The 25560-nt window shown below is 38.2% G+C and carries 26 protein-coding genes and 1 tRNA gene; 10 read left to right on the top strand and 17 right to left on the bottom strand.

Annotation, left to right across the window (positions count from 1 at the left end; translation table 11 throughout):
- Window position 1: 1 nt before the first annotated feature.
- Window positions 2-733, bottom strand: a complete 732-nt coding sequence (locus B5Z18_RS21760; protein ID WP_079471600.1) for an ImuA family protein — start codon at window positions 731-733, stop codon at window positions 2-4.
- Between the two features lie 169 nt (window positions 734-902).
- Between B5Z18_RS21760 and B5Z18_RS21755 the strand changes: the two genes are divergently transcribed.
- The 3 genes from B5Z18_RS21755 to B5Z18_RS21745 all read left to right on the top strand — a co-directional run bounded on the left by B5Z18_RS21755 (window position 903) and on the right by B5Z18_RS21745 (window position 2811).
- A complete protein-coding gene (locus B5Z18_RS21755; RefSeq protein ID WP_079471599.1) occupies window positions 903-1514 on the top strand; it encodes a hypothetical protein in 612 nt (203 codons plus the stop codon).
- A 76-nt stretch (window positions 1515-1590) separates the two neighbouring features.
- Window positions 1591-2088: a methylated-DNA--[protein]-cysteine S-methyltransferase gene (locus B5Z18_RS21750; RefSeq protein WP_079471598.1), complete on the top strand. Its 498-nt coding sequence runs from the start codon at window positions 1591-1593 to the stop codon at window positions 2086-2088.
- 156 nt (window positions 2089-2244) lie between these two features.
- Window positions 2245-2811 (top strand): DNA-3-methyladenine glycosylase family protein, encoded by a 567-nt coding sequence (locus B5Z18_RS21745; RefSeq protein WP_079471597.1) that lies wholly within the window; start codon window positions 2245-2247, stop codon window positions 2809-2811.
- A 209-nt stretch (window positions 2812-3020) separates the two neighbouring features.
- Here B5Z18_RS21745 and B5Z18_RS21740 read toward each other — a convergent pair whose 3' ends face one another.
- The 7 genes from B5Z18_RS21740 to B5Z18_RS21700 form a co-directional block, all read right to left on the bottom strand.
- Complete coding sequence (locus B5Z18_RS21740; protein WP_079471596.1) at window positions 3021-3770, bottom strand: LytR/AlgR family response regulator transcription factor; 750 nt, start codon at window positions 3768-3770, stop codon at window positions 3021-3023.
- Window positions 3767-6484: a sensor histidine kinase gene (locus B5Z18_RS21735; protein ID WP_079471595.1), complete on the bottom strand. Its 2718-nt coding sequence runs from the start codon at window positions 6482-6484 to the stop codon at window positions 3767-3769. Before B5Z18_RS21735 ends, B5Z18_RS21740 begins: the two co-directional genes overlap by 4 nt.
- Window positions 6485-7070: 586 nt before the next feature.
- The gene (locus tag B5Z18_RS21730; protein WP_079471594.1) at window positions 7071-7307 is read right to left on the bottom strand and encodes a hypothetical protein; all 237 of its coding nucleotides are present in this window, start codon (window positions 7305-7307) and stop codon (window positions 7071-7073) included.
- 2356 nt (window positions 7308-9663) lie between these two features.
- Window positions 9664-10110, bottom strand: coding sequence for a hypothetical protein (locus tag B5Z18_RS21725; RefSeq protein WP_079471593.1), 447 nt, complete (start codon window positions 10108-10110; stop codon window positions 9664-9666).
- Between the two features lie 702 nt (window positions 10111-10812).
- Entirely contained in the window at window positions 10813-12681 is a 1869-nt protein-coding gene (locus tag B5Z18_RS21715) for an SIR2 family protein (protein ID WP_079471591.1), read from the bottom strand.
- Window positions 12682-12777: 96 nt separating this feature from the next.
- Window positions 12778-13722: a hypothetical protein gene (locus tag B5Z18_RS21710; RefSeq protein WP_079471590.1), complete on the bottom strand. Its 945-nt coding sequence runs from the start codon at window positions 13720-13722 to the stop codon at window positions 12778-12780.
- A gap of 636 nt (window positions 13723-14358) precedes the next feature.
- Window positions 14359-14616, bottom strand: coding sequence for a helix-turn-helix domain-containing protein (locus B5Z18_RS21700; protein ID WP_079471588.1), 258 nt, complete (start codon window positions 14614-14616; stop codon window positions 14359-14361).
- A 472-nt stretch (window positions 14617-15088) separates the two neighbouring features.
- On the opposite strand from B5Z18_RS21700, the gene B5Z18_RS21695 reads away from it, so the two are divergent.
- Together B5Z18_RS21695 and B5Z18_RS21690 are read left to right on the top strand one after the other, a co-directional pair.
- Window positions 15089-15355, top strand: coding sequence for a hypothetical protein (locus tag B5Z18_RS21695; RefSeq protein WP_079471587.1), 267 nt, complete (start codon window positions 15089-15091; stop codon window positions 15353-15355).
- Between the two features lie 60 nt (window positions 15356-15415).
- Window positions 15416-15673 carry a P-loop NTPase family protein gene (locus tag B5Z18_RS21690; protein ID WP_143313655.1) on the top strand — a complete coding sequence of 86 codons (258 nt, stop codon included), beginning with the start codon at window positions 15416-15418 and terminating at the stop codon, window positions 15671-15673.
- A gap of 126 nt (window positions 15674-15799) precedes the next feature.
- Here the strand turns inward: B5Z18_RS21690 and B5Z18_RS21685 are convergent, their stop codons facing one another.
- Together B5Z18_RS21685 and B5Z18_RS21680 are read right to left on the bottom strand one after the other, a co-directional pair.
- Entirely contained in the window at window positions 15800-16132 is a 333-nt protein-coding gene (locus tag B5Z18_RS21685; protein ID WP_079471585.1) for a DUF2185 domain-containing protein, read from the bottom strand.
- Between the two features lie 98 nt (window positions 16133-16230).
- Window positions 16231-17250, bottom strand: coding sequence for a relaxase/mobilization nuclease domain-containing protein (locus tag B5Z18_RS21680; RefSeq protein WP_079471584.1), 1020 nt, complete (start codon window positions 17248-17250; stop codon window positions 16231-16233).
- Window positions 17251-17337: 87 nt separating this feature from the next.
- On the opposite strand from B5Z18_RS21680, the gene B5Z18_RS21675 reads away from it, so the two are divergent.
- Window positions 17338-18006 carry a hypothetical protein gene (locus B5Z18_RS21675; protein WP_079471583.1) on the top strand — a complete coding sequence of 223 codons (669 nt, stop codon included), beginning with the start codon at window positions 17338-17340 and terminating at the stop codon, window positions 18004-18006.
- Between the two features lie 321 nt (window positions 18007-18327).
- Here the strand turns inward: B5Z18_RS21675 and B5Z18_RS21670 are convergent, their stop codons facing one another.
- Together B5Z18_RS21670 and B5Z18_RS21665 are read right to left on the bottom strand one after the other, a co-directional pair.
- Window positions 18328-19524: an FtsK/SpoIIIE domain-containing protein gene (locus B5Z18_RS21670; RefSeq protein ID WP_079471582.1), complete on the bottom strand. Its 1197-nt coding sequence runs from the start codon at window positions 19522-19524 to the stop codon at window positions 18328-18330.
- 149 nt (window positions 19525-19673) lie between these two features.
- Window positions 19674-19910, bottom strand: coding sequence for a helix-turn-helix domain-containing protein (locus B5Z18_RS21665; RefSeq protein ID WP_200817311.1), 237 nt, complete (start codon window positions 19908-19910; stop codon window positions 19674-19676).
- Between the two features lie 152 nt (window positions 19911-20062).
- Between B5Z18_RS21665 and B5Z18_RS21660 the strand changes: the two genes are divergently transcribed.
- Window positions 20063-20455: a TolB-like translocation protein gene (locus tag B5Z18_RS21660; RefSeq protein WP_079471581.1), complete on the top strand. Its 393-nt coding sequence runs from the start codon at window positions 20063-20065 to the stop codon at window positions 20453-20455.
- 81 nt (window positions 20456-20536) lie between these two features.
- On the top strand, window positions 20537-21052 hold the full coding sequence (locus B5Z18_RS21655; RefSeq protein ID WP_079471580.1) for a hypothetical protein: 516 nt from the start codon (window positions 20537-20539) through the stop codon (window positions 21050-21052).
- A 26-nt stretch (window positions 21053-21078) separates the two neighbouring features.
- Here B5Z18_RS21655 and B5Z18_RS21650 read toward each other — a convergent pair whose 3' ends face one another.
- Entirely contained in the window at window positions 21079-22143 is a 1065-nt protein-coding gene (locus tag B5Z18_RS21650; protein ID WP_079471579.1) for a S1 family peptidase, read from the bottom strand.
- A 48-nt stretch (window positions 22144-22191) separates the two neighbouring features.
- Entirely contained in the window at window positions 22192-22638 is a 447-nt protein-coding gene (locus tag B5Z18_RS21645) for a hypothetical protein (RefSeq protein WP_079471578.1), read from the bottom strand.
- A 208-nt stretch (window positions 22639-22846) separates the two neighbouring features.
- Here B5Z18_RS21645 and B5Z18_RS21640 point away from each other — a divergent pair, with 208 nt between their 5' ends.
- Window positions 22847-23836, top strand: a complete 990-nt coding sequence (locus B5Z18_RS21640; RefSeq protein ID WP_079471577.1) for an agmatine deiminase family protein — start codon at window positions 22847-22849, stop codon at window positions 23834-23836.
- A 197-nt stretch (window positions 23837-24033) separates the two neighbouring features.
- Here B5Z18_RS21640 and B5Z18_RS21635 read toward each other — a convergent pair.
- A tRNA-Ile gene (locus B5Z18_RS21635) sits at window positions 24034-24107 on the bottom strand.
- Window positions 24108-24222: 115 nt separating this feature from the next.
- Here B5Z18_RS21635 and B5Z18_RS21630 point away from each other — a divergent pair.
- Entirely contained in the window at window positions 24223-24852 is a 630-nt protein-coding gene (locus B5Z18_RS21630) for an HAD family hydrolase (RefSeq protein ID WP_079471576.1), read from the top strand.
- Between the two features lie 28 nt (window positions 24853-24880).
- Here B5Z18_RS21630 and B5Z18_RS21625 read toward each other — a convergent pair whose 3' ends face one another.
- Window positions 24881-25171: a DUF4834 family protein gene (locus tag B5Z18_RS21625; protein WP_111577169.1), complete on the bottom strand. Its 291-nt coding sequence runs from the start codon at window positions 25169-25171 to the stop codon at window positions 24881-24883.
- Between the two features lie 35 nt (window positions 25172-25206).
- On the bottom strand, window positions 25207-25557 hold the full coding sequence (locus B5Z18_RS21620) for a TM2 domain-containing protein (RefSeq protein WP_079471574.1): 351 nt from the start codon (window positions 25555-25557) through the stop codon (window positions 25207-25209).
- Window positions 25558-25560 lie beyond the last annotated feature (3 nt).

The following is a 25560-nucleotide window of genomic DNA, read 5'->3' as shown; positions in this document are numbered from 1 at the left end:
ACTACCCGATTTTGCGAATCAGCTCCGGCGGTGCGGAAGATGATGGCTCATCCATCAACCTGAACCTGCCGGTGGACCATTCTATTTGCCAAATGCCGGGCTTCCCATTCCGGATCTTCAGTAGTTCAACATTCCAGCGGGGATAACCAACACCAGGCAATCCATCTTCCGGTTCGCTGGCTAATGATGTAATGCGCCAGCGGGAAACGCAGGCAGTGGTATTAAAAACAGTGGATTCCCGGCGAATAATAAACCCTGTTACCCTGCTTTGTTCTACCGCCAGCTGCAGGCGCCGGGAGGCCGTAAAACTGACATCCTTTACTTCCCCGATCACTGCGGCGAGCCCTTCACATTTTAATGCTTCTTCCATTGCCCAGAGTACATCCTTCTCCCGTTTCAGATCTACAAAAATGAGCCGTTCCGGCTCGATACCAAAGGTTTTCAATGCAGGCGGAAAAAGCGTTCTGCAGGTGCTGATCCATATACAGGCGCCACCACCTTGCATCAACGCGTTCAATAAACCACCGATAAATCCGGCGGTGGCGGCAGTGTGTTCTGCTGCTGCACTCACAAACTCATGTATTGCCCCGGTTGGAAATGTTGCATTCGGAAAAGCAGCTGTAACCCGCCCAAGTCCCATATCCACGCTCGTATTACCGGCTTGTTTAAAGCCCTGCAAAAGGAGGATTTCCCTTTGCAAACCGGCAATGATAGCTGCTTTTTCTGCGGGCATAGTTGACAGCTGATTTAAATATTTCTAACTAATTTATTTAGCAATAATACTAAATTAATTAGTAATTTAGCAATATTATTTACGGATATATGTAACTTGATCTGCTGATTATTGCGCGGCTCTCCGTTAAGCTGTAATTTTAAATACCATTCAAATAAAACGCATCGTCATGCTACAGAACAGGGTTAATCCATTTGGTAATATTATCCGGACAGAAGCGAGAGGACTTTTTATGGGGAACCGGGGAGTGATACACAACCACGATCAGGAAATTATCCGCCCATATAAGATCAAGACCTGGATTACCTGTGTACTGGCGTTTAAAAACAGGAGAAGACCGGTAATGGCTCCCGACCGGTATACAGAACTCTTCTTTATGGACGAAGCCACCTCCTTTGCTGCCGGCCACCGGCCCTGTTTTGAATGCCGTAAAGCAGAAGCTCATCAATTTAAATCGCTTTGGCTGAAAGGTAATCCGGATAAAAAGTTTAACGAAAAAACGCTTATTAAAGAGATCGATAACATTCTTCATGCAGAACGGATAGATAAGCATCATTTAAAAGTTACATTCGAAGAAAGCCCGGATGCCTTGCCTGACGGCACTTTTGTGAGTATCGGGGAGGAGCCCTATCTTCTTAACAAGGGATTGTTGTATTTATGGTCGCCCGGCGGTTATTCTAAAAGCATCCCTTTACCGGGGAGGGGCAAATTACCTGTTTTAACGCCAGCCTCTGTTGTGAATACCTTCAGGGCGGGCTATATTCCTCAAATGGCTGTTTAATATCGTTAAGGGCAAGAAACGGGTTCTTTTACATGTATGACGATGGTAAATTTGTATCATCATAAAAAATAAAAAGATGACCTACTATCATAAAACAATGGACTCTCCCGTAGGGCAACTGACGCTGATAGCGAGCGATAAAGGTTTGGCGGCAGTGCTGTGGGAAAATGAACTTCCTGACCGCGTAAACATAAACGCCGGCACAATTGATATACATCATCCTATCCTCTGTCAGGCAGAAGAGCAACTCAATGAATACTTCGCCAAAAAGCGAACTTCTTTTTCTGTGGAACTGGATTTTGTGGGAACAGCATTTCAAAAGAAGATATGGAAAGCACTGCTGACGATTCCTTTCGGAGAAACGAGGACCTACGGTCAGATCGCCAAACAAATTGGTGATCCGAAAGCAGTACGTGCTGTTGGCGGTGCCGCCAATAAAAACCCTATTTCTATCATTGCTCCTTGTCACCGGGTAATAGGCGCTTCCGGAAAATTAGTTGGCTTTGCAGGTGGTATAGCCAACAAGAACCGCTTACTTCAGTTAGAAAATAAAGTTAGTCCAACGTTATTTTAGATACTTGTAGAGGTGGGTAGTTTATACTATCTTTCCGCAAACTCGAAGTAAGTGTTGCATACCTTTTCAACGGAAAACTTTCACTCCATTTGTGATCAACTATGTACCCATGATCCGGAGTTAGCCTTCATTGTAAAAACATATGGTTATCCACCGATGTGGACACGACCCAATACATTTGAAAGCCTGATACATATTATACTGGAGCAGCAGGTATCACTGGCATCCGCCTTAGCGGCGCTCAATAAATTACGGGAAAGGCTCACAAAAATAACTCCTGCCAAACTACTGGAATTAACGGACGAAGAATTAAAAGCCTGTTATTTCAGCCGGCAAAAGACATCGTATGCCCGGTTTTTGGCACAGGCGATTCAAAGCAAAGCATTCAATCCTAAAGCAATGGAAATGCTACCGGATGAAGATGTCCGGAAAGCACTGGTAGCGCTGAAAGGAATCGGCAACTGGACCGCAGACGTCTACCTGATGTTTGTGCTGCAACGGGCGGATATTTTCCCTATCGGCGACCTTGCTGCGGTGAATGCACTCAAGCAGGTGAAAAAACTGCCCAAAGACACTGCTCCAGAGAAACTGCTGAAAATATCAGCAGCATGGCAGCCCTACCGGACCGTTGCCACTATGATATTGTGGCATTATTACCTCTCGCTGCGGGTGAAAGATACTTCTGCAGAAACGGAGAAAATAAAGAAGGCGGTGACGCTTTAGGGGTGAGTCGTACAAGGACTTGAATTGTTTGTGCAAAATACCCGGCGACTGTGTGAAGAATTGTTCCACACCATTATGCCTGTTTGCAGGGCCATTGAGGGTTAACGTTTGTTTGAAATCACAAAAAAAGACCGGGAGAAGAATGGAAATATATCTCCTGTATTCAGCAACCGGAAAGTAAGTGTGATACCCGCGGAAACGCGCCCTAGTCATTTCATCAGTATTTTTAATACTTCTTCTTTGCGTTGGCGGGAAACAGGTACCTGGCTGCCATCTTCCATAGAAATGGCACCACCTTCTGTTTTTATCCAGGCTGTAATTTTGTGGCTGTTGACCAGGTGGGACTGATGCGTGCGTATGAAATGCTTGTCCGCCAGCAGATCGTTGTATTCTTTAAGGGTTTTACAAACAATCAGTTTTTTTTGACCGGAGATATATACATGCGTGTAGTTACCTGCTGCTTCGAGGCGAATAATATCTCCCGGCAGGGCAAAAATAATTTTATCCGCCAGTGGGAATGCGATACGGTTTTCTGCCATAGGCTTGCCCATATTGGCTACCAGTTCCCGCAAACGGCTGTTTTCCTGCTGGGGTACAATCTGCGCAATCGCTTTTTCTACAGCGCCGGAAAGTTCCAGTACATCTATGGGCTTCAGCACATAGTCGATGGCGCAGGCTTTTACTGCCGCAATACCATAGTGGTCGTAAGCTGTTACAAAAATAACCTCAAAGCGCCTGTTGGCAGGAAGTGATTGCAATAGCTGGAACCCTGATCCACCGGGCATTTCAATATCCAGGAAAAGAAGGTCCGGTTCCAGTTGTTTGATGAGTCTGAGCGCAGTGGCTGCAGAATCGGCTTCTCCAACTATGTCAACCGCCTGGCAGTATTCACCCAGGAGTACACGCAGATTATCCCTGCTTTTTGCCTCATCGTCTACAAGAATACTTTTTATCTTCATACGCTTTCAATTGGAATAGTGAGTAATGCCGTTGTGCCGTTCCCGTTACTAATATGCAAACTGGCTGTTTGCCCGGCGATACTAAAGAGCTGCAGTCTTTCCCGTACCAGTTTTAGCCCTACACTTTTGTGCGAATCGTTACCAGCTTCCGGATGATATCCCGGGCCATTGTCGTACACTGCAATCAGTAACGCTGCATGTTGTTTCCCGATGGTAATGCGGAGCAGGCCTGCTTTTCCTTTGGAAGAAATGCCATGCAGGATAGCATTTTCTACCAGTGGCTGTAAAATCATACCGGGTATATCTACCAGATCTGTAGCCAGTTCTTCCGGTGTATCCATTTCAAAGGAGAAATTAAAACGCAATTGTTCAAGCTCACAGTAAAGGCGTATGGTAGCCAGTTCATCTGCCAGTGTAATCATATTTTTTTCGGCATTGTGCAATACACTTCTCAACAACAACGAAAATTTTACAAGATAGGTATTGGCGGCTTTATATTGACTGGTGTTGATCAGCGATTGAATGGAGTTGAGTGCATTAAAAATAAAATGGGGATTCATCTGTGAACGGATGGCTTTAATTTCCAGTTCCCGGATCGCGGTTTTCATGGCTTCCGCCCGTTTAATACGCTGAATGCGTACCCGGTAAATCCAGATACCCACCAGCACGGTAAAGAGGATGGAGCCAAGGCTCCATCCAATAATATTCATCACGCCGGCTTTTTGCAGGGCCGAAAAGCGGGGCGCTTTTGCTGCATCATCTATGGCTGTATTCAGATCATCCCATATGTTATCGTCAGAATAGATGTGATCTGATATTATTTTTCCCCATTGATCCAGTACTACAACATTTTTCTTGCCCATTTCGGCTATCCCATATACTTCATAGTTTTTATCTCCCTGGTTTTTTATTTCAATACTGCTAAAGTTGGGCAACGTACCGAGTTCCGGATCGTGTTGGCGGTTAAAGCCGGGCTCATTTATCCATGCGAACACAAAGGTTACTTCCGGATGCTTTTTAACCATTTTAACCAACGCACTGTCCTGAAAGTAGCTGGCATGGTCAAATATGAGGCAGGTGGTTTTACCACGCTGTGTTTTTAAATCGTACGTTTTACCATTGGCGAGCGATAGAATTGGGAAGGGCATTGTATTACCCGGCGCCCAGTGTTCCATGAGCTTCCAGTCCTTGATGATAGGCTTAATGATACTGCTGTCGTCGCAGTTACGAATAAAATCTTCGAAATAAGGTTTCAGCCGCTGATTTTTTACAAAGCTATTTGCTTTCATGCTTTCACTGATCCCTTTTGATAATTTATAGTACAGCGGGTATCCTTTCAGCATAGAAAGCAGGACAAAGTAATTGCTGTAAAAGGAAGATTCTTCTGAACTGCCGCCAGCAGAGAGACTGATGCGTGACTGTTGATAAATCAGGAGCCAATCCAGGTATTGATGATAGAAAGAGAAGTTGGTGTCATGATAAGAATTCATTGCCACCGGCATGGTATCAATACCAGTGGTGATCATTTCCGGTATGCCCTGGAATGGCCGTTTTTCCGGAGCTACCTGATAGCCATGAGTATACAGAAAAACCAGCCAGTCATCCGCAATGCGGTATTGCCAATTGGTTTTAAAGTAGTCGATACTTTTGGGAGACGCCTTTCCCTCATAGGTTTGCAACACTGCCTGGAATCTGGCATTTGCGCTTTCCTGTGCGTTAAGCACTTCCTGTAGGGTTTTATTTCTGTACATGGTATTCATGCCCTCATCACCGTAAAAGATGTTATTCACCTCCTCTGCCAGCATAGAACTCCATTTAGCACCGCCCGATAGCTTTCTGGGTTGCCATCCACGGGAAGTATCGGCATCCGCTTCAATGATCAGCGTATCACCCGGAGCTAAGAAAACATACCCTCCGTTATTTTCCATGGTAATATACCGGCGTTCCGGTTTTGTTAACAGTAACGGACAATAAAATTCACCCCGGCTATTAATGGGAAAACTGAACGTGCTGCCTCCCAATTCAATCTCCACCTGCTTTTTGTGGGCATGTGCCAATGTGCCTTTTATTAATGTATTGCCTGCAACCGGAAAAGATGCGCCGGTAAGCAACTGGGCGTATTCATACTCAGTTTTGGCGGGAATGAGACCAGGTATGCCGTTATTGATGCTACGTAATTTCAGCATCGCTTCTATCGCGGGGTGCAACTCCTCCGGCGGTATAGGCGAGTAAGTTGAACGGATGGATATGCCGACCTGCTTTTGAGGACTATAACTCGTCATCATCACCGGCAAAGGAGGTTGATCTTTGTCGGCGGTTAGTGATACGATTTCTCCGTTGGCTGTAATTTCCAACCGGAACATCCCTTTAGGTGGCTTTTTATCTAACCCTTGCTTATAGGGAGGATAATAACTGTCGTACCCCATCCAGCCAAATTTCTGACTATACGGAGTATACGCTACAACTCTTTCAAGAGTGATACTGTATTGCTGGTTGCCATTCGGCAACTGGTTCCGTAACTGATACCTCAGCACATACTGGCGTTGAAACTGTAATAACGGCTCCATCACGGGATAGTAATCATTATCCTTGTGCTTCGTAATCTGCATATCAAACCAGTCGCCCGGTTTCAGGGCAAAGTAGCCGGGCTTGCCCTGTGCCGGTAGCAGGTAAGGCAAACAAAGCAGCAACCATAGATAAACTGTTCTTTTCATGATACAATAATTTTATTGTACCAAAGCTATCTTTATCAGACGCCCGGTTTACATCCACTTAGCAAACGGTAAAGCTGACTGAATATCCGGTGAATATATAACCGAAACGGGTATTTTTTGCAACTCTTTTAAAGCGGTAATTCCGGTGAAGTATATATTTCAGGGGCGTGAGCCAGCAACTAGTCCATTCTGTGAAATGGCTGGTCTGCCTCTTGGAGGGAGGGATTGCTTTTGCCGGGACGAATCTGTGTTGGCAATGCCAGAGCGTCGATCAACAATATGTTGGCGCTCCATTGTTTGCTGATCCCCTGGATATAACGACCATTGTTAAGTGTTCCCATTTGCCTCCTGTTTAAAGGGGAAAGCAGCAAGGGGTGTGAAAGTCCGACAATAGTCAGAACTTTTCCCTATAAATGAAAAGCACCTGGTTTAGCGCTTCCTGATACGAAGGACTGATAATAGTAGATACCCTTTTCAATACTTTTTTATGGCTATAATAATTTGCGAGTACTGTTCTGCAATGTCCCCACGGATAGTCAGGCTAAGGTTGTTGGATAACCTTAGCCTGAGAGTAGTCCTATTCTAATTAGATCATATTTACAACTTTAGTTGTTACCCAAAAACCGGTAGAGATATTCCTGGCAAGCTGGATATTCCCATCAGATGTTACACTATAGGTATTCACGACACTTGCATAGCTATTATTATCGCTGAGTAATGATTTTATTTTCACGATTCCGCTGGTCCGTGACCGGGATATTACCAGGTAGTCGATAAAGTAAGAGCTGCCATCTATCTGGGAGAATCCTCTTACAGCAATCATACAGGAAGCGCGTGTAGTTGGTATGGTTAAAATTGTAACCGGAGCGGTACCTGTAACAGGCTCAGGTGCAGTATGCTAAGGCCTTAATTGACTTCTAAGTAGCGAACTACCAATCCATGCAATTCTGGTATTTTCTATTTTATGATCAGAATATATAGTCAATGCTTTTCATTTTAATGGACCAGTAACGAGTGTCAGGACAGCTATAAATTAAACAATCAATTAAAGAATAAAATGGAGTTCAGCAACAATATGTGGTGGTAGATACAGTTGCTTTGCTTATAGCTCCTTTTTTGCCGTTTGCCTAGGATATTAAAATTTTTCATGGATGCTGACGGATTAATTCCAATTAAAGAAATAGTCATAACTATATTAGGAAAAACATTTTGCATTGATTTGATGAATTATGATTCTGATTTAAGTCAGGCGTTTAGTAGTTGAAATGTTGAAAAGCATATTATGGCCCCTCAGACACGAATGCAATAACAGTAATGCACCTAAGCAATCAATTCCGGTTCGGGAAACTGGATCGACTCCTTTATATAAACATAATAAAACATGCGACTTCAACATCACATTAATTGTTAAGAACATTTGATTAACAATTGCTTAACAAAACAGTCACAACATTAATTCAATTATTGAATTAATTTTACGCTGTAACTGGTGGCATAAACAAATATCAACCATCCTTAATGCTATCAGTTAGATAACCGCATTTTTTCTCACTCTGAAGCGGTTCGATAAGTCAATAAGAAACTGTTGATGGAATGAATAAGTGGAACTTATCTAGTGCTTGTCGTTTTATATTCCCTGAAGTTTAGTTTTCATTTATTTTGTATTCATACAGTTATGTGCATTGCATATGCTTTATGGATATATCTGGCATGAATAAGCTGTACGTTATAACAATAGCGCACAGGTAAAGTAATGTTATCACAATTAGTGATTATAAGCTGTATGCAGCTCATAACAGGAAAAATTTCAACACAAAAGCTGTACAGTATATTAGGGATTAAATGGGGAGAAAATTAGTTAGGAAGTTCAAAATTTTCTACTCAGATTTGTATAATGATGGTGTTATAGCCATCCAGCTGATTTGTAAAATATATAGGCAGGATAAGATAAAAAAAATCCGGACTGAGAGAGACCGGATCTTAAAGTAGCTGTAGCAACAAAGGCTACAAATACGATGAAAAAAAGAAGAAAGTCCTACAGCAAAATTCGTAGGCAAAAACCTACTCGTAGAAGCGAGAAGGAACCTGTAACACCAAACCGCTGTAACGAGAGGGTGTCATTTTTTAATTCAAACAGTGTAAAACAAATTTTGTTGAATTTGCCGCTGTTAGTCAAAATGATCGTTTGGATTGTTGAATTGTTCAAGAATCACAATCTCTGATCTAAAATAAAGACCTGGTGTTCCAAGCGCCGGGTCTTTTTTTGCAGCTATAACTCCTATTTTTGAATTAAAATGAATTTCGAATTCAATTATATGATGTAAAGTAACAACAAAATCTTCGAATTCTAGAAAAAAGCATCACAAATTTCAAAATTCACGCTGAATCAATAACCTTAATATAGGTTAAAGTCAAACAAGGATAACGTTAAAATGAATTAATGATACTATTTTAACAATTTGACATGAATTTTATAGTCCAATATTAAGCTTTCAAGCAATTAAAGACCTCAAAAGCATATTTTCAAGCAAGATTATGCTCAAAATTAATCAATTGAGCATCTTTAACTTAGACTTCAAAGCACCTTTAATGACAAACTTTCAATTTTTCTGGCATATCTATTAGAATTATTTGCCTTAACCTGTCGCAGAGCTGTAACATTGCTTATGCTCTACACGTGAATTAAAACCATTAGTTAAAAAACAATCATTCAAGGGCATTTAGAAATTGTAATCTTTCTGTCTAATCTTTCAACTCCTGAAAGTTGCCAGTTCTCTATTAATATTTAGAGCGCCCTTTAAAATAATTGCTGAAAGATTCGATGTTATAGATTTCAGTGATGCGTTCGATTTCGAATAATTATTAGATCATCTACAATATACTTGAAATTGGTGTATTCAAAATTCATCTCGTTATTTCAACAATTGTCAAAGTTGCTTTATCATTTAAAATTACATTCATTGGATTAATACCATCCACAGGAGAGTGAGTAAAACGTAATTTGATTTTAAGATTAGGCTTATTGCATTTATTCAATTTTTAAAGATAAAAACCAATTACGGCTAATAAGAATTATTAAGTATTGGGTAATTAACAATTTGCTAATTTTTACTTTTACCGACATAAGCCTACTGCTAAATTAGTAACCCTCATAGGCGCATTTTATGGTGTTTCAATGCTCAAGGAGCATTTGATATTATCCTTTCAACATCGTCCATTGTATAAAGAATGGCAATTGGTGTTTGTTCCCAGGGCTTTATATAATGAAGCCAGTGATTTTCAGTAAACGCAATTGCTATGGTATAAGTCGGGGTATCAAAGCGATAATATTTTTTCGGATTCTCTTGAAGAATAAACCCTCTTTCAATGAGGGCTTCAGGTGTGATCCGATTATTATAATTATCTTCAATGATATCATGTAACTCAAGATCAATTTCATGGACCCATAAGGGCAATACCTGGGCGCCAATCCTCCACATTCCTTCCTCATCCTTTGCCATTCTAAACTGGTCTACATGTTCAATTTTTATGGAATAATGTAATTCATTTCCATAAAAGGTAGGAGTAAAATCAATAAGCTTTTCTCCATCAGCTGTTTTTACTGTCTTTCTAAAATGGGGATACATATACATTATTTTGAAAACTAAATGTTCTCTATTTTACGACTAGTCACAAATCTGGATCAGAATAGTCATATACATACGTATTTTAAATTCAGGCATTCTAAGATAACCCAATCTTAAATTACAGATGTAAATCAAATGTAAACGATTCTATATTTTCAAATTATATATAAATTATTACGCTCTCCCTTTAACTTTATCATTCAGAAATAACCTACCGAAAGTGTTTCTCATGCATTACTGCCCAGAATGAAATATATAAATAACCGACAATGACAATAATTAAAACAAGAATTTCGCCAAATGAGAGTTTCGTATTTGAACTTTGTTTTATCACTGCTTTGATGGGTTGATATACATGAAGGTTAGAATTCCCTATTCCTTCTGATAGACTTGAATAAATTGCATAACCGATAATTGTTATCACGGTCATGAGTATATACATTGCTCCAGTAAAAAAAACAGCCCCTAAATTCGAATATTTCATCTCACTACGCGAGTTCATGAAAATAGCCAAAGGACCCGCTAGGAATATTAACCATCTAATAATTTGTCTAATAGGACGTAGGTATAGCCATTTTGTCCACCTTACAACATAAAGAAAAAAAATAAGATGCAAAGGAATTAATAAAATCACAAGCTGAGATTGATTACACACTGAAATAATAGATTATAGCACTTAGTGCCCTCGATTCCTTACCTTACTTATTCTATCCCTACAGGAGCAGTGGGAGGAGTTTTTGTATAATATTGTATGGCACTATCAGTTCTGCTTCTCAAAATAGCTAACGGCCCATCAACCTTTAGTGCTTCCGTAATATTAGGGACATAAGCGTCATTAATAATAATCTTTCGGTAGCCTATTGCCAAGTCATTTCCCATAAAATTTACTACGGTTTCATAACCAGAATGCGCTATCGCATCTCCTATGGTATTTGTGGATGCTTTTTCAATAATAATAGGGGAATTTCTTTTGATGTCAAAGGTCATCTCTGCCGCTCCAACATTTAGAGGTGTTTGGTCAATAAATGATATAATATCCCCAACTAAATCCAGATGATCATTGAGTACTTTTATATCAAAATCAATTAGCCTAAACTGAAAATGACTTTCAATTCTTTTTAAATCTTTGCACTTATTTAAATACAGCTTTATTCCTTCGTCAATTACTGCCGGTAATAATATACTTGATAACAATAAACCATTACTTCGAATAGTCATCTTATTTCCACCAATAATTGCATTTAACAATTCATGAAATTTAATAAGTGTATTGAGGTTTTTAATTTTATCCGGATGTTGGGTATTGATTTTAAAATTCACCTCCCCATTTAACATAGGAGTAGCCTCAATCTGGAGACCATAATTTTCGTAGTTCAAAATTGTAACCAGATTTCCTTCAACGCCATAGATTTTAGCACGGAGATCAAAAATTTCAAAACCATTACTGAAGTACAAATCAATGTTTCGCTCCAGATCTGGTATTGCCTGTAGCATTAACCCTTCGATAGGTAGCGAAAATCCTTCGATAGTCATAGAGACCTCCTTCATTAATTCCGTCGGAAAAACTATCGGCTTTAAGTTTTTTCTATTTAAAACATCAGTTAAGATATTTTTAAAAGGATGTTTTTTATCAAATGAAAAAGCCATACTTCCTTTTGCATCCCCATTTGCACCAGATAGTCCACTGAGGACATATCCCTTTTCTGTTCCTACTAATCTTGGTTGCAGATTATTGTCCTTGCATATTTCCCTGAAATCCTCCGGTGCTATTATATTCTTTTCAAAATCAGCAATTAAATTTTTTTTTACACTTTGTTCAAGCGCTTCAATAAAGTCTTCTCCTGAAGAAGGGATAAATTGAATATTTCTTTTCGACAATTCAAGAATTTTATGTGACGGCAGGCTTGGAATTATAAAATAGCTTGGCGGCATGTTCTTTCCTAGAGGTTCAAAAATTTCGTCAAACTTCAACTTGATATTTAGATCTTCCAATGTATAACCAATAAAGAGAATGCTTTTCGTAGCCATTCTTTCATTAAGTACTTTCCAAATAAGGTTATCACGTCGATTTTTAAGAAATTCCAGATATTGGTCTTTTGTCAATACAATACTATCTGGATTTGAAAGATCACCGTGAATCTTAAAAATCTGCGTTTTACTTTTATCTATATATGGGACTTGCTTGTCATTTAAAATCAATTGTCCTTTTTCCCCATAAGCATTTTCAAATAACTCATCATAATTTGTTGTAATAATGGTTTTAATAAATGGCAGCTTCGCTAAAATATCATGGTTTTTTGTAGAAATGGGCTTCCTTTTGTAAGCTTCTGTTGCCAAATGGATTAATGGGTTTATTGAGCCCAAATGAAGACTTTGATATTCTTGTGATAAAACGTCAAGGGTGTAGGACTCAATTGAATTTAATTGAAGTTTTTGTTCGTCGGATAAATCATTATAAATTATTTTCTTAAAATTCTCTCCAGATGGGTATCCAGCATACATGGAAAACCCAGCCCCGGCCCAAAGGATAACCTCACCTTTTCGAATAAGCTCAAACAATTTTTCTTTCATATATAAAATAATTTCACCTTATTACAGAAATATAGTGTTTTACAGAGAAAAGCGTTTACAACCTAAGGTTTATTAGTAATAAGCTAAACAGATTTATTATTTATCAAAGACATCTGTTCTTTCATAGTCAATCCGAATATCCTCATTTTCAAATCCAGTTAACTCATTTATTGAATCTGAGTAAGAAAGACGATGTGTTGAAGTTATTTCCCCTGCAACTGACTTATTAATGAAGAAAACCTCTTTCGTCATATCATTAAAGAAATAATTTTTAATTGTTGATTCTCTTTTTTTCTGTTGTAACAATTTATCATATTCAAAAAAGTCTCCATTATTAATGTAAATCCGCTGTACGTCAATAATAATAGCCCCATTTTGCTTTGATTTTATATGTCTTTTGATATTCCAATCGCCATTCAGCCAATCAGTATTAGCCATATTCAGTATAACATTCAATTTGTTTTGAAGCAGTACTTTTTCATCCTGAGCTTTAGAAACATTGGACTTTTCTTCTTCTAATTGAGCTTTAGTTGTTGCGTTATCACGTAGTATTACATCCTCTTTCAATATAAGGTCTGATAAATATTTTTGCTTTTCCTCATTATCCCTTAAAACTTTAAAATATTTAGCTGCAGGCACCTTGCCAGCACTTCTTATTTTTAGGTTCCAGGTAATACTAATTGTCTTGATCCATGTCAAAAAAGCCATTATTACCAATCTTATAGGAGGAAATACAAAAGTATAAAGTAGTGAACATTTTAATGGGACCCATAATGACCTTCCCATTTCAAGATTCTTACTAATAAGTTCTATATAGGATTTATATCCGTCAGTTGCTAATTCTGATCCTTTATAAAAGATTAGTCCAATCGGTATTTGCCAATTATACACCAACCATGCGATAATAAATGAAACAAAAAGGGGATTTGTAACCCGATCACGGAGATCATAGAAAAAGTCTGAAATTTTATCCATCAGTATTGGGGCTGTTAAAATTGTAAGATCTAAAAAAACGTGAAACATAGTCAGTAGAACAGCCATAAAGATACTTTGAGATATCCTTTGGATATCGACTTACCACCAACAAAACTCTTAATGAAAATAGGAAATAAAATTTAATAGTTATCGGCTGAAATGCCAATTTGATAAATTCGGCAAAAACAAATTAATTAATAATGCTTAAGTATATTAGGCCTTGCTTCTTTTCCTTAAATAGCTATAAGTATCCACAAATTCGATATCAAAGCTAGTTGGGATATCAAAATATGCGTTAATGGTATCTTTTAATCTATCAATAAAATCGAAGGCCATAGGAACTACGCCCTCACTGCTAACGGAGCTAGAGCCTTTAAAATCATCTGGAGCAATTATTTCAAATTTCCCTCGGCATAAGTTTATATTAACTAATATCATTATTAGCAATCATAATTGCAGATTGGCATTTATTCTTATTCTATACAACAATCTATTTTTTATTACCATAGTGCCGGCGTTTCTTTCATAATAGAATGGTACTTAATGCAATTTCATAAACATTCTTGTTATTCTCAAGAAATTGGTTGAGCTTATTTGTGTCAGCCTTTTTTCATAGCTATTTAATATGTTAGGAGTTAAATCGCACTTAATTAATACTCATTTATAATACATTCTAACCATTATTGTATCTCCCTCTTTCACTTAAAATCCTTCGCTAAAAAACTCATTCAAAGTCATTCCGAAAGCATTTACTACCTTCACTAAACTACTAAATCTCAAATCTTTCCCCTGCTCATACCTTCCAAACTGCGCACGTGGAATATTATGCTCATAAGCAAAATACTCATAACTGGTATACCCGGCCTTAATACGCAAATCCTTAATCCTCGCACCCAATTTCGCGAGCTGGTCATCTGGATCAAGTTGCACTTTTTCAGTGTTTTTCTTTTTGCTATCCATATACTAAAATAAATGAATAGTTTACACATAAGTAACCATTAATATAAGACTACTTAAATAATCCTACTAATAAAATACCACTAATAAGTAGCTAATTTCATTTATTTTTATTAATTTGCTTCAAAACCTAACAATATGATCAAGCCATCAGGTTAAAAAAAAATCAAAGTACTATTTTAGCGATCTAAAGATATTTTTAAGCTTCTTGCTTTAGATCTCGTCCTGGTAAAACTGGTAATTTGAAAGGCGACGAGGAGGAAAGTGGGTAGCCCATGCTATGACGCATGGGCTCACTTAATCGTCGCCAGGTATACCAGTACCTCCAGGGCGTTAAGTTGGGTCCTGCGTCTTTTTCTTTTAGGCCCACCTTATTCCCACAAAACATCTGTTTGGCATTGCACGACCTCCCTGGTCGTGATAGAATGGCTTTGTCGCTAAAGACAGCTTAGTTAAATCACTAAATCTATCTCTTATGCAAAAAAGACAGCACCAAATTTCACGAAAGAAGGCGTGGCTGGAAAAGCCATTTAAGTTAACAGTTGGTGAAATGAAAGCCCCAACTTCTGTTATAAAAGGTTTCTTTATGACCTATGACCTTCCTGCTATTCATGATCATTTTAGTCTTCTACTAAATAACGTCCCAAATAATATCTCTGCATTTCTGGATGCCCTTGAGTTTATTGATAACGTTGAAAAGCTAGTTGAGGCTAACCACTTTCTTCTCAGGAAAAATTCATAGCAGATAAAATAGACCAGCAAACCACACCTAAAACTATTCTTAACAGTATAAAATATGATCATGAACACATCAGTAAATACATTATTGCAGATACATACTATGTTCTCAAAACTGCCGATTACTTTCAGAGAAAGGGTCTGTGAAGAATGTAATTGGAGCTTCCCAACTTTCTATAGAAAAATGAGGATACGGGATGAAGAACGTGACGGAAAAGTCGTTCTGGCATTAAGTAACGCGGAAAAGACAACTATACTGCAACTAATGAATGAAGTTGTCGCGCAAGCAGACAATGATATAAAAGAATTCATGCACCAATAGCGCCCATAAAGATGCAGCCACCATTATATAGTGGCTGCATCTTTAGTCTTCTAAGATTCAAATCATTGCTACCAAAGGCGGGGTCGTTTTTCTGTATTTTGGAGTGAGGTGTCATAAATATCTATCTTAGTCATATACCTCTCTAAACCTATTAGTGCCGGGAATGCGTTCCAATTTTGTACCCTCGGGCATATCCAAATAAGGTATAATTGTAGGGTCATAGTTGGCAATGGTGTTTACGTGATAAACACCACTATTGCCGCTATTAGCCAAATAATCTGAGGTTTCGCTTCCCTCAAAAAACCGCCAGCCGCTATCCATCTCGTTAATAGGATCTTCCCTATACATATAGCCGATATCCATACCATCTACTACAATCCTATCCGTGGCGATTGCCCCACCCATCGGTGGAATTAATTCAACCAATTCTTCAGCCAAGAGTTTGAATTTCTTCTCCATCCAACATTTTTCATTAAATCTATGCCTTTTTTATTATTACGAGGAGAAGGTTAGTTAAGCGTAAATGGGGGCTTTCGTTAAGGGGCCGATAAAATATTTTATAGCCTGGGATAGCGTTTTTTCTTCTTTTTCTTCTTCCTAAACTGGTTCAGTAGAGCCAAATCTTGACTGTAATCAACGTAAACAGGGCTGAGCAAATCCCTAATAATATCGCCAACCAAAGTTCCCGTCTCCGTTGTTGTCTGCGGCTGACCACTGTTTGATTGTGTAAACCCTTTATTAAAAGTTCCAGATTTCCCAGCAGAAATTGAATATCCTTCGAATACTGATATATGACTTGATGCTCGCTGTTTAGCCTGCTGATGTGTCTTTGTTGCTCTATCTGATACTGCGTTTGAGTTGCCTTGTACCAGGCTTGAATTTCTTTCATGACTGTGATAATCGTTTCCGGGTCCATTGCTTGTGTTGCGGGATTTAGTTCTAATGTTTGCTTCGCATATTGCTGTATGATCTCTTTCTTGTTCATAGCTAATTATACTTTTTACGCTGCTCCATTTATAGGTATTACCTAAAGCAGCTCCTTTAAAAATCATTCCTTCATAACCATAACTAATACCGCTCACAAAGCCAGTTTTCGCCTGGTTAAATAAGATATTTACACCTCTGGCCTCCAACGATTTTATGAACTCAACGGTTGACAGATATTGATTCATCGCACTTTTAACTAGCGTTTGGAGTTTCATTTTAGTTGAAATTTCATCTTTTCGCTTCATCATTTCAAGCTCATTCTTCGTCATTGCCCGCTCTTGTGACTGGCAACTTGATTGAACTTTTATCAAATTATATTGAATCTCAAGTTGCCTGATGATCTTCTCGCTACGGGCAAAATCCTGGCTGTCAGATAATACTTTTCCATCAAATCCTATTCGATTAACAAGAATATGTAGGTGAGGATGATCCGCATCGCGGTGACGAAAAATTATAAACTGGTGTTGCATGAACCCATTTCTATCCAAATAATCCTTTGCAAGCCCATGGAGCTGTTTACGTTCGCGCAAAATTTGCAGAATGGAAACAATTAAAACTCCTTTTATACCACCGTAGCTATATACTAACATCCCAATTGATTTTAATTATCGATGAATATCTCTTTGGTAATATTTCTATTGCTTTAGTATATATCTAATAGCCTCAAATTATTTGCTATGAATAGCTTTAATAAAAAAACAACTTTCAATGGTGGTAATAAAAATGAAAGAGAAATGAATAAAAAATTATCTTCTCTTCCTAACAAGCCTGGTAACTGGAAGTCCCTAGGCGTCAGAGAACTAAATAGATCTGATGTCCAAATGATCCGACCAGATGAAAAACATATCGACAAAACAAGTATCAAAACAACGCTATCAGAATCACCGCAGATTCGCGATGAGAAAAAAACAACTAGTTCAAGCACATCTAAAGTTACCTCAAAACGTAACTCATTAGATAGAAAGAACCAACTTTCAGGGCAGTCAACCGTAGCATCTCCAGGATTGACAGTTTCAGACTTCTTAATGACCTCCCCCCAAACGACAGTAGAAAACCTAAAAGAGTGGATGAAAACACCGAAAGCCGCTTTTTATTCAGAAGAAAACATACTGTTTCAGTTCGATGATGTAGCATTATCACTACCAGCTATTGTTAGAAATGAAATCTGTAAAGAATTAGGTTGGTCCATCCCAACATACTACAGACATAAGAAAGGAAAGCAAAAAAAGGAGCTTAGCCCATCTCAAACAAAAACAATAACGGATATTATCTGTAAATATTCATCAGGGTTGATGCATTTTATTAACACACTACTACGCAATACTTACATTGATTTACAGGGATGATATTAGATACTGGCTATTTAATACTTTATCTATCAATTGAACGCTTTTAAGTTCCATTATATATAGATCTTTAGGAGCATGTTTCTACATATTCCTTTCCTCAAAATAATAGGATACATCCCTGTTAAAAATATATAATTTACTTATTCGAAAACGCTAAACTCACTTAAAGCGAGATGGGATATAAGGTCACTATGGCCCCTATAATGACTTTATAAGCTATGCGGCGAAGGTATCAACTGATTGTTATCAGACCGATATAGCGGCCATAGTAGCTGTATGGTGGATTATAGTTGATAGGTCGGCCCTTAGTTAACTGCTTTAAAGCAGGTTATTTAGCAATGATTCTAATTCGCTCTGGGTCTTAATCAAAACTACTCTTGCACTACTTCCCATATTAGGTCCAACAATACCTGCTGCTTCCAATTGATCCATTAGCCGTCCGGTGCGATTATATCCTAATTTCATTCTACGTTGCAATAAAGAGGTACTTCCTTGTTGGGATTGGACTAATATCATTGCAGCTTCTTCAAATAATGGATCACGATTATCAAGAGTTAGCGCCACTTCTTCAGTTGTATCTACATATTCAGGTAAGAGATAAGCACCCGGATATCCTTCTTGTTTGTTAATATCTGCAATTATGGCTTCAATGACTGGTAGTTCTAAACTAAAAGTTCTGCCCTTTTTTACTTTCCCTGAATCCAAAAAGAGAAACTCACCTTCTTCAATTAGTTTTGGAACACTTTCCGTATCAAGGAATTTGCGGTTATCTCTCTTGTCATTCAGTCTAAAAACTATTCTGTGTTGAATGAGCGACTTAATACCTGGAGATATTGTATCACCCATAATCTGATTTGTACTTATTGTTACCAGTATTCCAACTTTATACCCTGAACTTAGCACATTCTCAAGTGCCTTGTTTACCTCGCTTTTGTTAATAATTAATATATCAGCAAATTCATCGATAATCAAAAATAAATGCGGTAAGTACCGATGTCCCTTTTGAGGATTTAATAGGCGACTGCAAAACTTATCATTGTACTCAGTAATATTTCGACATGCAGCTTCTTTCAATAAATCATACCTCAATTCCAATTCTATAGTAAGTGCATTTAATGTGGCTAAGGTCTTGTCTGGTTTGCTTACTATGGGCTGATCATCTCCATTAGGTAATTTTGCCAGAAAATGTTTTTCCAACAAATTGTATAATGAAAATTCAAGCTTCTTGAAATCAAAAAGTATAAACTTTATTTCTGCAGGATGTTTTGTTAGTAACAATGAAATTATTAATTGATGAAGGAAGGTTGATTTCCCACATGACGGAGGTCCCACTACTAATATATTCTTTAACTCCGCAAAATCCCTTATAATTAATTCATTGGTTTTGGACCAAATTATTGGAAATGCATGATTACTTTTTTCGGTCCATAAGGCTTTAAAGGATTCGTTAGCCCAATAATAGGGGAAGGAATAATTTGGCAAGTCCAATAAAGGTGAATATTTCGCAGTCTCCATTATCAGGATATTTATTATCTAATAAATATCCGCTTTTATAAACAAAATTTAATTATAAAAATATAATTAAATGACAACGAAATCTTTTGAAAGAATTTGGGCATTAAAAGACTCTTAGATACCTTCAATTCGAAAATGAAAGAGGGAGCCTATTTTTTCAGTTTCAGGTCAACCAATTGCTTTAAATCTACATTTAAGGCGATTGCAATAACATAAAGAGAGGATATAGTAGGGTTATTTTCTCCCCGCTCAATGCGGCCTATTTGGGATAGGGGTATGTCAGCCTCGTTCGCCAGATCCTCCTGCGACATATCACGCTGTAAGCGCAGTTCTCTTATTCTGGCTCCCAAGGCTTTTACCAAGGCAATGTTCTTGACATTTATCACCTTGCCAATTTGGGGCTTGTTTATGATTTTTATTGACGCATATATGCGTTATTTTAAATAATATGTATATATTAGATATTGAGTATAAAAATTACACCCCAATTCACTTACAAGATGGATAACTGGGATTATTCAATAAAAATCAAACTCAAATGAAGAAAATTTTCTTGGGATCTATTGTACTCCTCGGCTTCAACATGGCCATTATCCTTACTCAGATGAGCTGCAAGAAGGAAGCAAGTGCTCAAGCTAGTGGTGGTTCTACTGCTGCTAATTTGATTCTGTTTTACAAAACAAATGCACGGGAACTCTGGCTTTCGAATGTAGACGGAAGTAATCAGCGGAAAATTCCTATTGTTTTGGCTAGTGGATTAAAGCCAGGAGAGGGCGGGCTAACTGTAGATGGAAAGTCAGTAGTATTTGAAGTGTTTACTGAATCTACAGGGGTAAATGCTGGTATTTATTCTTGCACATTGGATGGCGGAAATTTGAAGAAAGTCATATCCGCTGGTACTGATGAATTGTTGTTACAGGATGTAAAATAATAGTTTCTAAATGACAGAAAAAATTTTCTTACACAATAGCGCATATATGCGCTATTGTGTTTATGGTTAAATCCTACTACTATGAATTATATAGTTACAAAACCATTAAAGAATACAGGTCTGGCGGTATTCTTAGCAATCCTATTTGGCGGTATTGGGTTATTCTACTCTTCTATTTTAGGGGGAATCATAATGACTTTGGTATTCCCAATAATTCTAATCCTGCTTTTCTTTTTAGGCAAGCTTTTAACATTAATTCTCTTATGCTGTAGCTATTATTTAATTTGCCTTATATGGGCTGTAGCTGCCGTAAATTCTTATAATAAGAGAATCATGCTGGAAGCAAATCCTAAAGATTATCACAGTGGAAGTAGTGGAATAGCTTCAGCAAATTTTGAAAATGATAATTACTATGATAACTATAGGAAATCGCAGAAAGCAGATAATACCTTCTTATGGCTTCTGATAACAGTAATTATTTCCGCATTGCTTTTTTATGGTGTCTATCGCTTTCTGAATGACACACGATTAATACCCAATTCACGGGAACAACTAAAGGAAATTCATAGAAGGAGACCTGCTTCTGAACAAGACTAACTGATTGCGTATGAAAAAATACAACTCTAATTCACAGTAAAAGCCTTATCATCAAATTTAGTTACCTTCATTTTAACGACTGATTGATCATTTGCTTTTATTCCATCCAACATTTCTTTCATATACATAGAAGGTAAGGCAAGCCCATATCCTAACTTGTCAATTTCCAAGTGATTTTTAAAATCTGTCGGTATTTCCACTACCATTCCGATGATCCTGCCCAGCTTGTCAAAGATAGGTCCACCACTGTTACCACCTTTCACTTTTGCATTAATCAATATATACTCTATCCCATCCATATATTTCCGTTCCTCAGCAAGAATTTCTCCTTTAGAGGTTCTAAACAAAGTTGAGTTTATTGCCGTTTTATCAGCAATTTGTATTGCCTCAAAACCAGTAATAGGAGGGTATCCCATTGTTAAAATTTCATCAAGTACCTGTCCTGGAGCGAAAAGTACAATAGATGGCTCATTCAAAAAATTCAGGGCATCCATCTCACGTGGACCAATTCCCTCAGGTTTAGGTGTTGTGCAATGCATTTCAATTTCAGAAAAAGGCCTATCATCAATAAGCAAAACTGCAATATCCAAATTCTCATTAGCAGAGAAATATACCTCATTTACTTCTATGATTGATCCATCATTGGCTAATAAGGAAACTTTATCTAGCTTTTCAATACAATGCCTTGCTGTAATGACTACTCCTGGTTTATAGACAAAACAAGAGCCAACAGATAGATCTCCATCTGGTTTTACAAGTGAGAGAGGTAGTACCACAGGCGAAAATCGTTCTCTTACAGCCAAGAATCCTTCTACCAAAAGATCATAACCACCATATTTGCTAATATCCGTTTGATAATGCCCTTTGTTTGTGTAATAGTGACTTTTATAGTAAGGGTGTGTACCTGAATTTCCCATATGATCGAGTAACCCTTCCTGTTCAAGTCGTTTACAATATTTTACATTTTTGTATACATGTGGGCCTAGATGGCGATTATCTTCAATGAAATCCATCATTGAATAAGGCCTTAATGAACGACCATCCTCATATCCGTCATTAAAGTAGTGTAAAAGCTCATGAGCTAAATACATGCTTAGTAAATTTTAATCTATTAAAATGTGAGATATTTCATAGTAGTATCATAGATACACACGTTTAAATCTATTTACTATCTCGGTTGTTTGTATGATGGCTCTATCCGTATCTAGCCTCTTTTTTATTGAATCTTCCAATCTATTGAATGGGCGAATTTCCAAGGAGAAAACAAACTCAATATTTAATTGCGAGTTTGGAACATAGATTTTTTTTGAATAAACCATTGAGGGATAGAATCCATGCTCCTTATCAAACTCACTAATTATATATATTAGCATTCTTTCAATTATATCTAGAGATATATTAGGGGCTGGATCAAATCTTACTTCTGCTCTGCCTCTATCCATTATCTCCTTTTCATCAAACTCTATGTCCAAATTATGAATATCATCATCATAATGCCCTTCACAACTTGAGAATGTCTCAACAATCTTAGTTTCATTTAGTGCATTTACTAACGGCAATATTTTAGGTTCAATGGGAGGTGTCATTGTTTTAATTCTTATTTTTTACCCAATACCTTCATAGTTACGTAACGTCTATGGAGTTAAATATTTTCTAATATAACGAATATATTTTTCTAATACAATTGTATGTATGTATGTATACATAATATAAAATCGAAACCTTTCAAAATCTTTGGCCTCCCTTAAACCCCTTTCTACCTTCGCAGCGAAAATTTAAAACCCCTTCAAAAAGATGGTAAAAGCTGATTTTGACAAAGTAAATCACCTCTTTTTATCTTATCCTGATGGCTTCAGCAATGAATACAATGAATTGGTGCCATTCTTTGATAAGCTAATCACTAAGATCCCTAATGATATACACTTACACGTTATCGTTAGTAACATCCGTGCAAAACAAAAATTGGAATTTAAATTTCCAAGAAGGACAATGGATATTATTGTGGAAGAAGGTTGGAATGAAATCTGGCTAAGAGATGTAATGGGAATTTCTAATGGTGAGCATATATATAAGCCCATCTATGAACCTAACTACTGTAATTATCTGACTAAGACAATGAATTACCGAAACCTTAATAATGTTGCGATCAATATAATTAAAGACCATCTACAAAAGGGAATCGTGCAGGTACCCTTAAAATTAGACGGTGGTAATTTCATCGCTAATCATCGCTTTGCCTTTATTACAGAAAAGCTGTTACAGGATAATGATCTACCAGAAAAGGAGATAACGGCCATTATTAAGAATAAGATGGGAGTAACACCGATACTTGTCCCAATGAACAAGGGGGACGTAGTGGGACATACTGACGGTTATATGGGATTTATTGAGGATGATATTATCTGCATCAGTGAATATCCAAAGTTGGATAGCCTGAAGGACGATAATAAATATCTGGATACCCTAAAGGGGATTTGTGGAGATCTCAATCTAAGGATTCAACCCATCCAGGATAGGCCATTGGGCTATTCCATTCCCTGCGAATGCGAAGCTAAAAAGAAATGTTGCACCTATACAGCTACTGGCTGTTATGTGAACTTCCTGCGATTAAATAACACGATTATCTTACCTGAATACACATTAACCAATCTAAAAGAAACGATGTACTATAACAATGTAAATGAAGAAGCATTATCCAAATATGGCTATCAGGTAATAAAAATCAATTGTGATATGCTCGCGCAGCATGGCGGCTCGCTAAGATGTTTAAGTTTCACTTGCTAATAAACCACGGAAAAAAGCTCCGCATTTCCGATTAAGAAGCCAGTGCTTACAAACCCACTCGTAATCCAACAATTGAAAAATATGAAAATTAAATCGTTTGAAAGTGGCCATAGGAGGGTAGGGACCACCACACGGACAACCAAACCGGCACAAAAAGAAAAAGCGCCGATTTTACCGGCGCTTTCGCAAAATTTAAGTGGTCCCACCAGGGCATGATCCTGGGACCCCCTGATTATGAGTCAGGTGCTCTAACCAACTGAGCTATAGGACCCGTTCCGAAGAACTAATTCCCCTTTTCAGGGGACGGCAAAATTAATTATTTTATTGAATTAACCTAAATTTTTTTTAATACCAACGCTTACGCATATACTTAATAAATTTGCGGCATGCAAGGCATAAAGAACATTATTTTCGACCTGGGTGGCGTTATTCTGAACATCAACTACCAGCTTACCAACGACGCATTTGTTGCTCTTGGCGTGAAGAACTTTAATGAGTTGTATTCACAGTTTCATGGTTCCAGCCTATTTAACGGCCTGGAAACAGGGCATGTTTCCGTGGAGGAGTTTTTGGCGGAAATGCAGCGGCACGTGCCGGAGGGGGTTACGGACGGGCAGATAACGGCAGCATGGAATGCGATGTTGCTGGATTTCCCGTTACAGCGGCTGCAGTTATTGCAGCAGTTGCGGCAGCATTATAATCTGTATTTGCTGAGTAATACCAATGCGATACACCTGGAGGCTTTCAACCGGTTGTTGCAGGAAAGCAGGGGAATTCCTTCGCTGGGCAGCTTTTTCGACAGGGCTTATTACTCGCACCTGATGGGTTACCGCAAGCCGGATAAGGAGTCGTACCTGATGGTGATGGAGGAGAATGGGTTATTGCCGGAAGAAACATTGTTTATAGATGATACGCTGCCAAATATAGAAGGAGCGAAGGCTGTGGGGTTGCAAACCATTCATTTGCAGTCCCCCCGAACGATTATGGATATTTTTCAGCCCAAAAAGGCGTTATAAAAAAGGCCGGTGATGCACCGGCCTTTTTTTATTTAATTTCTTCAAAATCGATGTAATCTCCCTTATCCACATTTTTGGGTTGTGGGGTGGGAGGAGGTGGTGAACCTTTTTGTCCGCCGTTTTGCTGTTCATACTGCTGACGCATATGATCCTGCATATCGCTCATTTGTCTGCGCACTTGCTTGGTAACTCTGTAGCCTGGTATGATCAGGTCGAATACCAGTTTGTACAGCAGCCAGGCCAGAAATATAGAAATTATAAATCTTAACATAATGACACGAAGGTAGCGGAATATACATTCCGACTTCCTGAAAATCACCTCATTTTAAGGTTTTTTTAACTTTCCGGGAGAGATTAAAGTCCGAGTAAAGCTGCGGATGCCAGGGCTTCTTTTTTATTGAACTGCCAGGTCATTTTGCGGGCGTTGATGGCGTCTATAATGGTGCCGATGCCGCAGAAGCCGAGAGTAATGAAGTATACAATTCCCATAGCGATCTGGTCTACCAGGAAGCGTTGCACGCCGGCTACACCCAGGAAACCTATGAGGCTGCAGATAAGAATTGTTTGGGGATCTTTACGTCTGCCCTGGTATACGGCCAGAAATCTTTGCTTGTTTTCGGCGGAATAGCCCTTGGTAAGTTCCTGTAGCCACATCATTTCCTCGGCTTCGATTCCGGGGAGCATCGCAAATGAAAAGTCGTTCATAGT

It is taken from the genome of Chitinophaga ginsengisegetis (assembly GCF_900168065.1).
Classification (GTDB): Bacteria; Bacteroidota; Bacteroidia; order Chitinophagales; family Chitinophagaceae; genus Chitinophaga; species Chitinophaga ginsengisegetis.
Note: the sequence above shows the minus strand (reverse complement) of the source record. Positions and strands in the feature narration are given on the sequence as shown.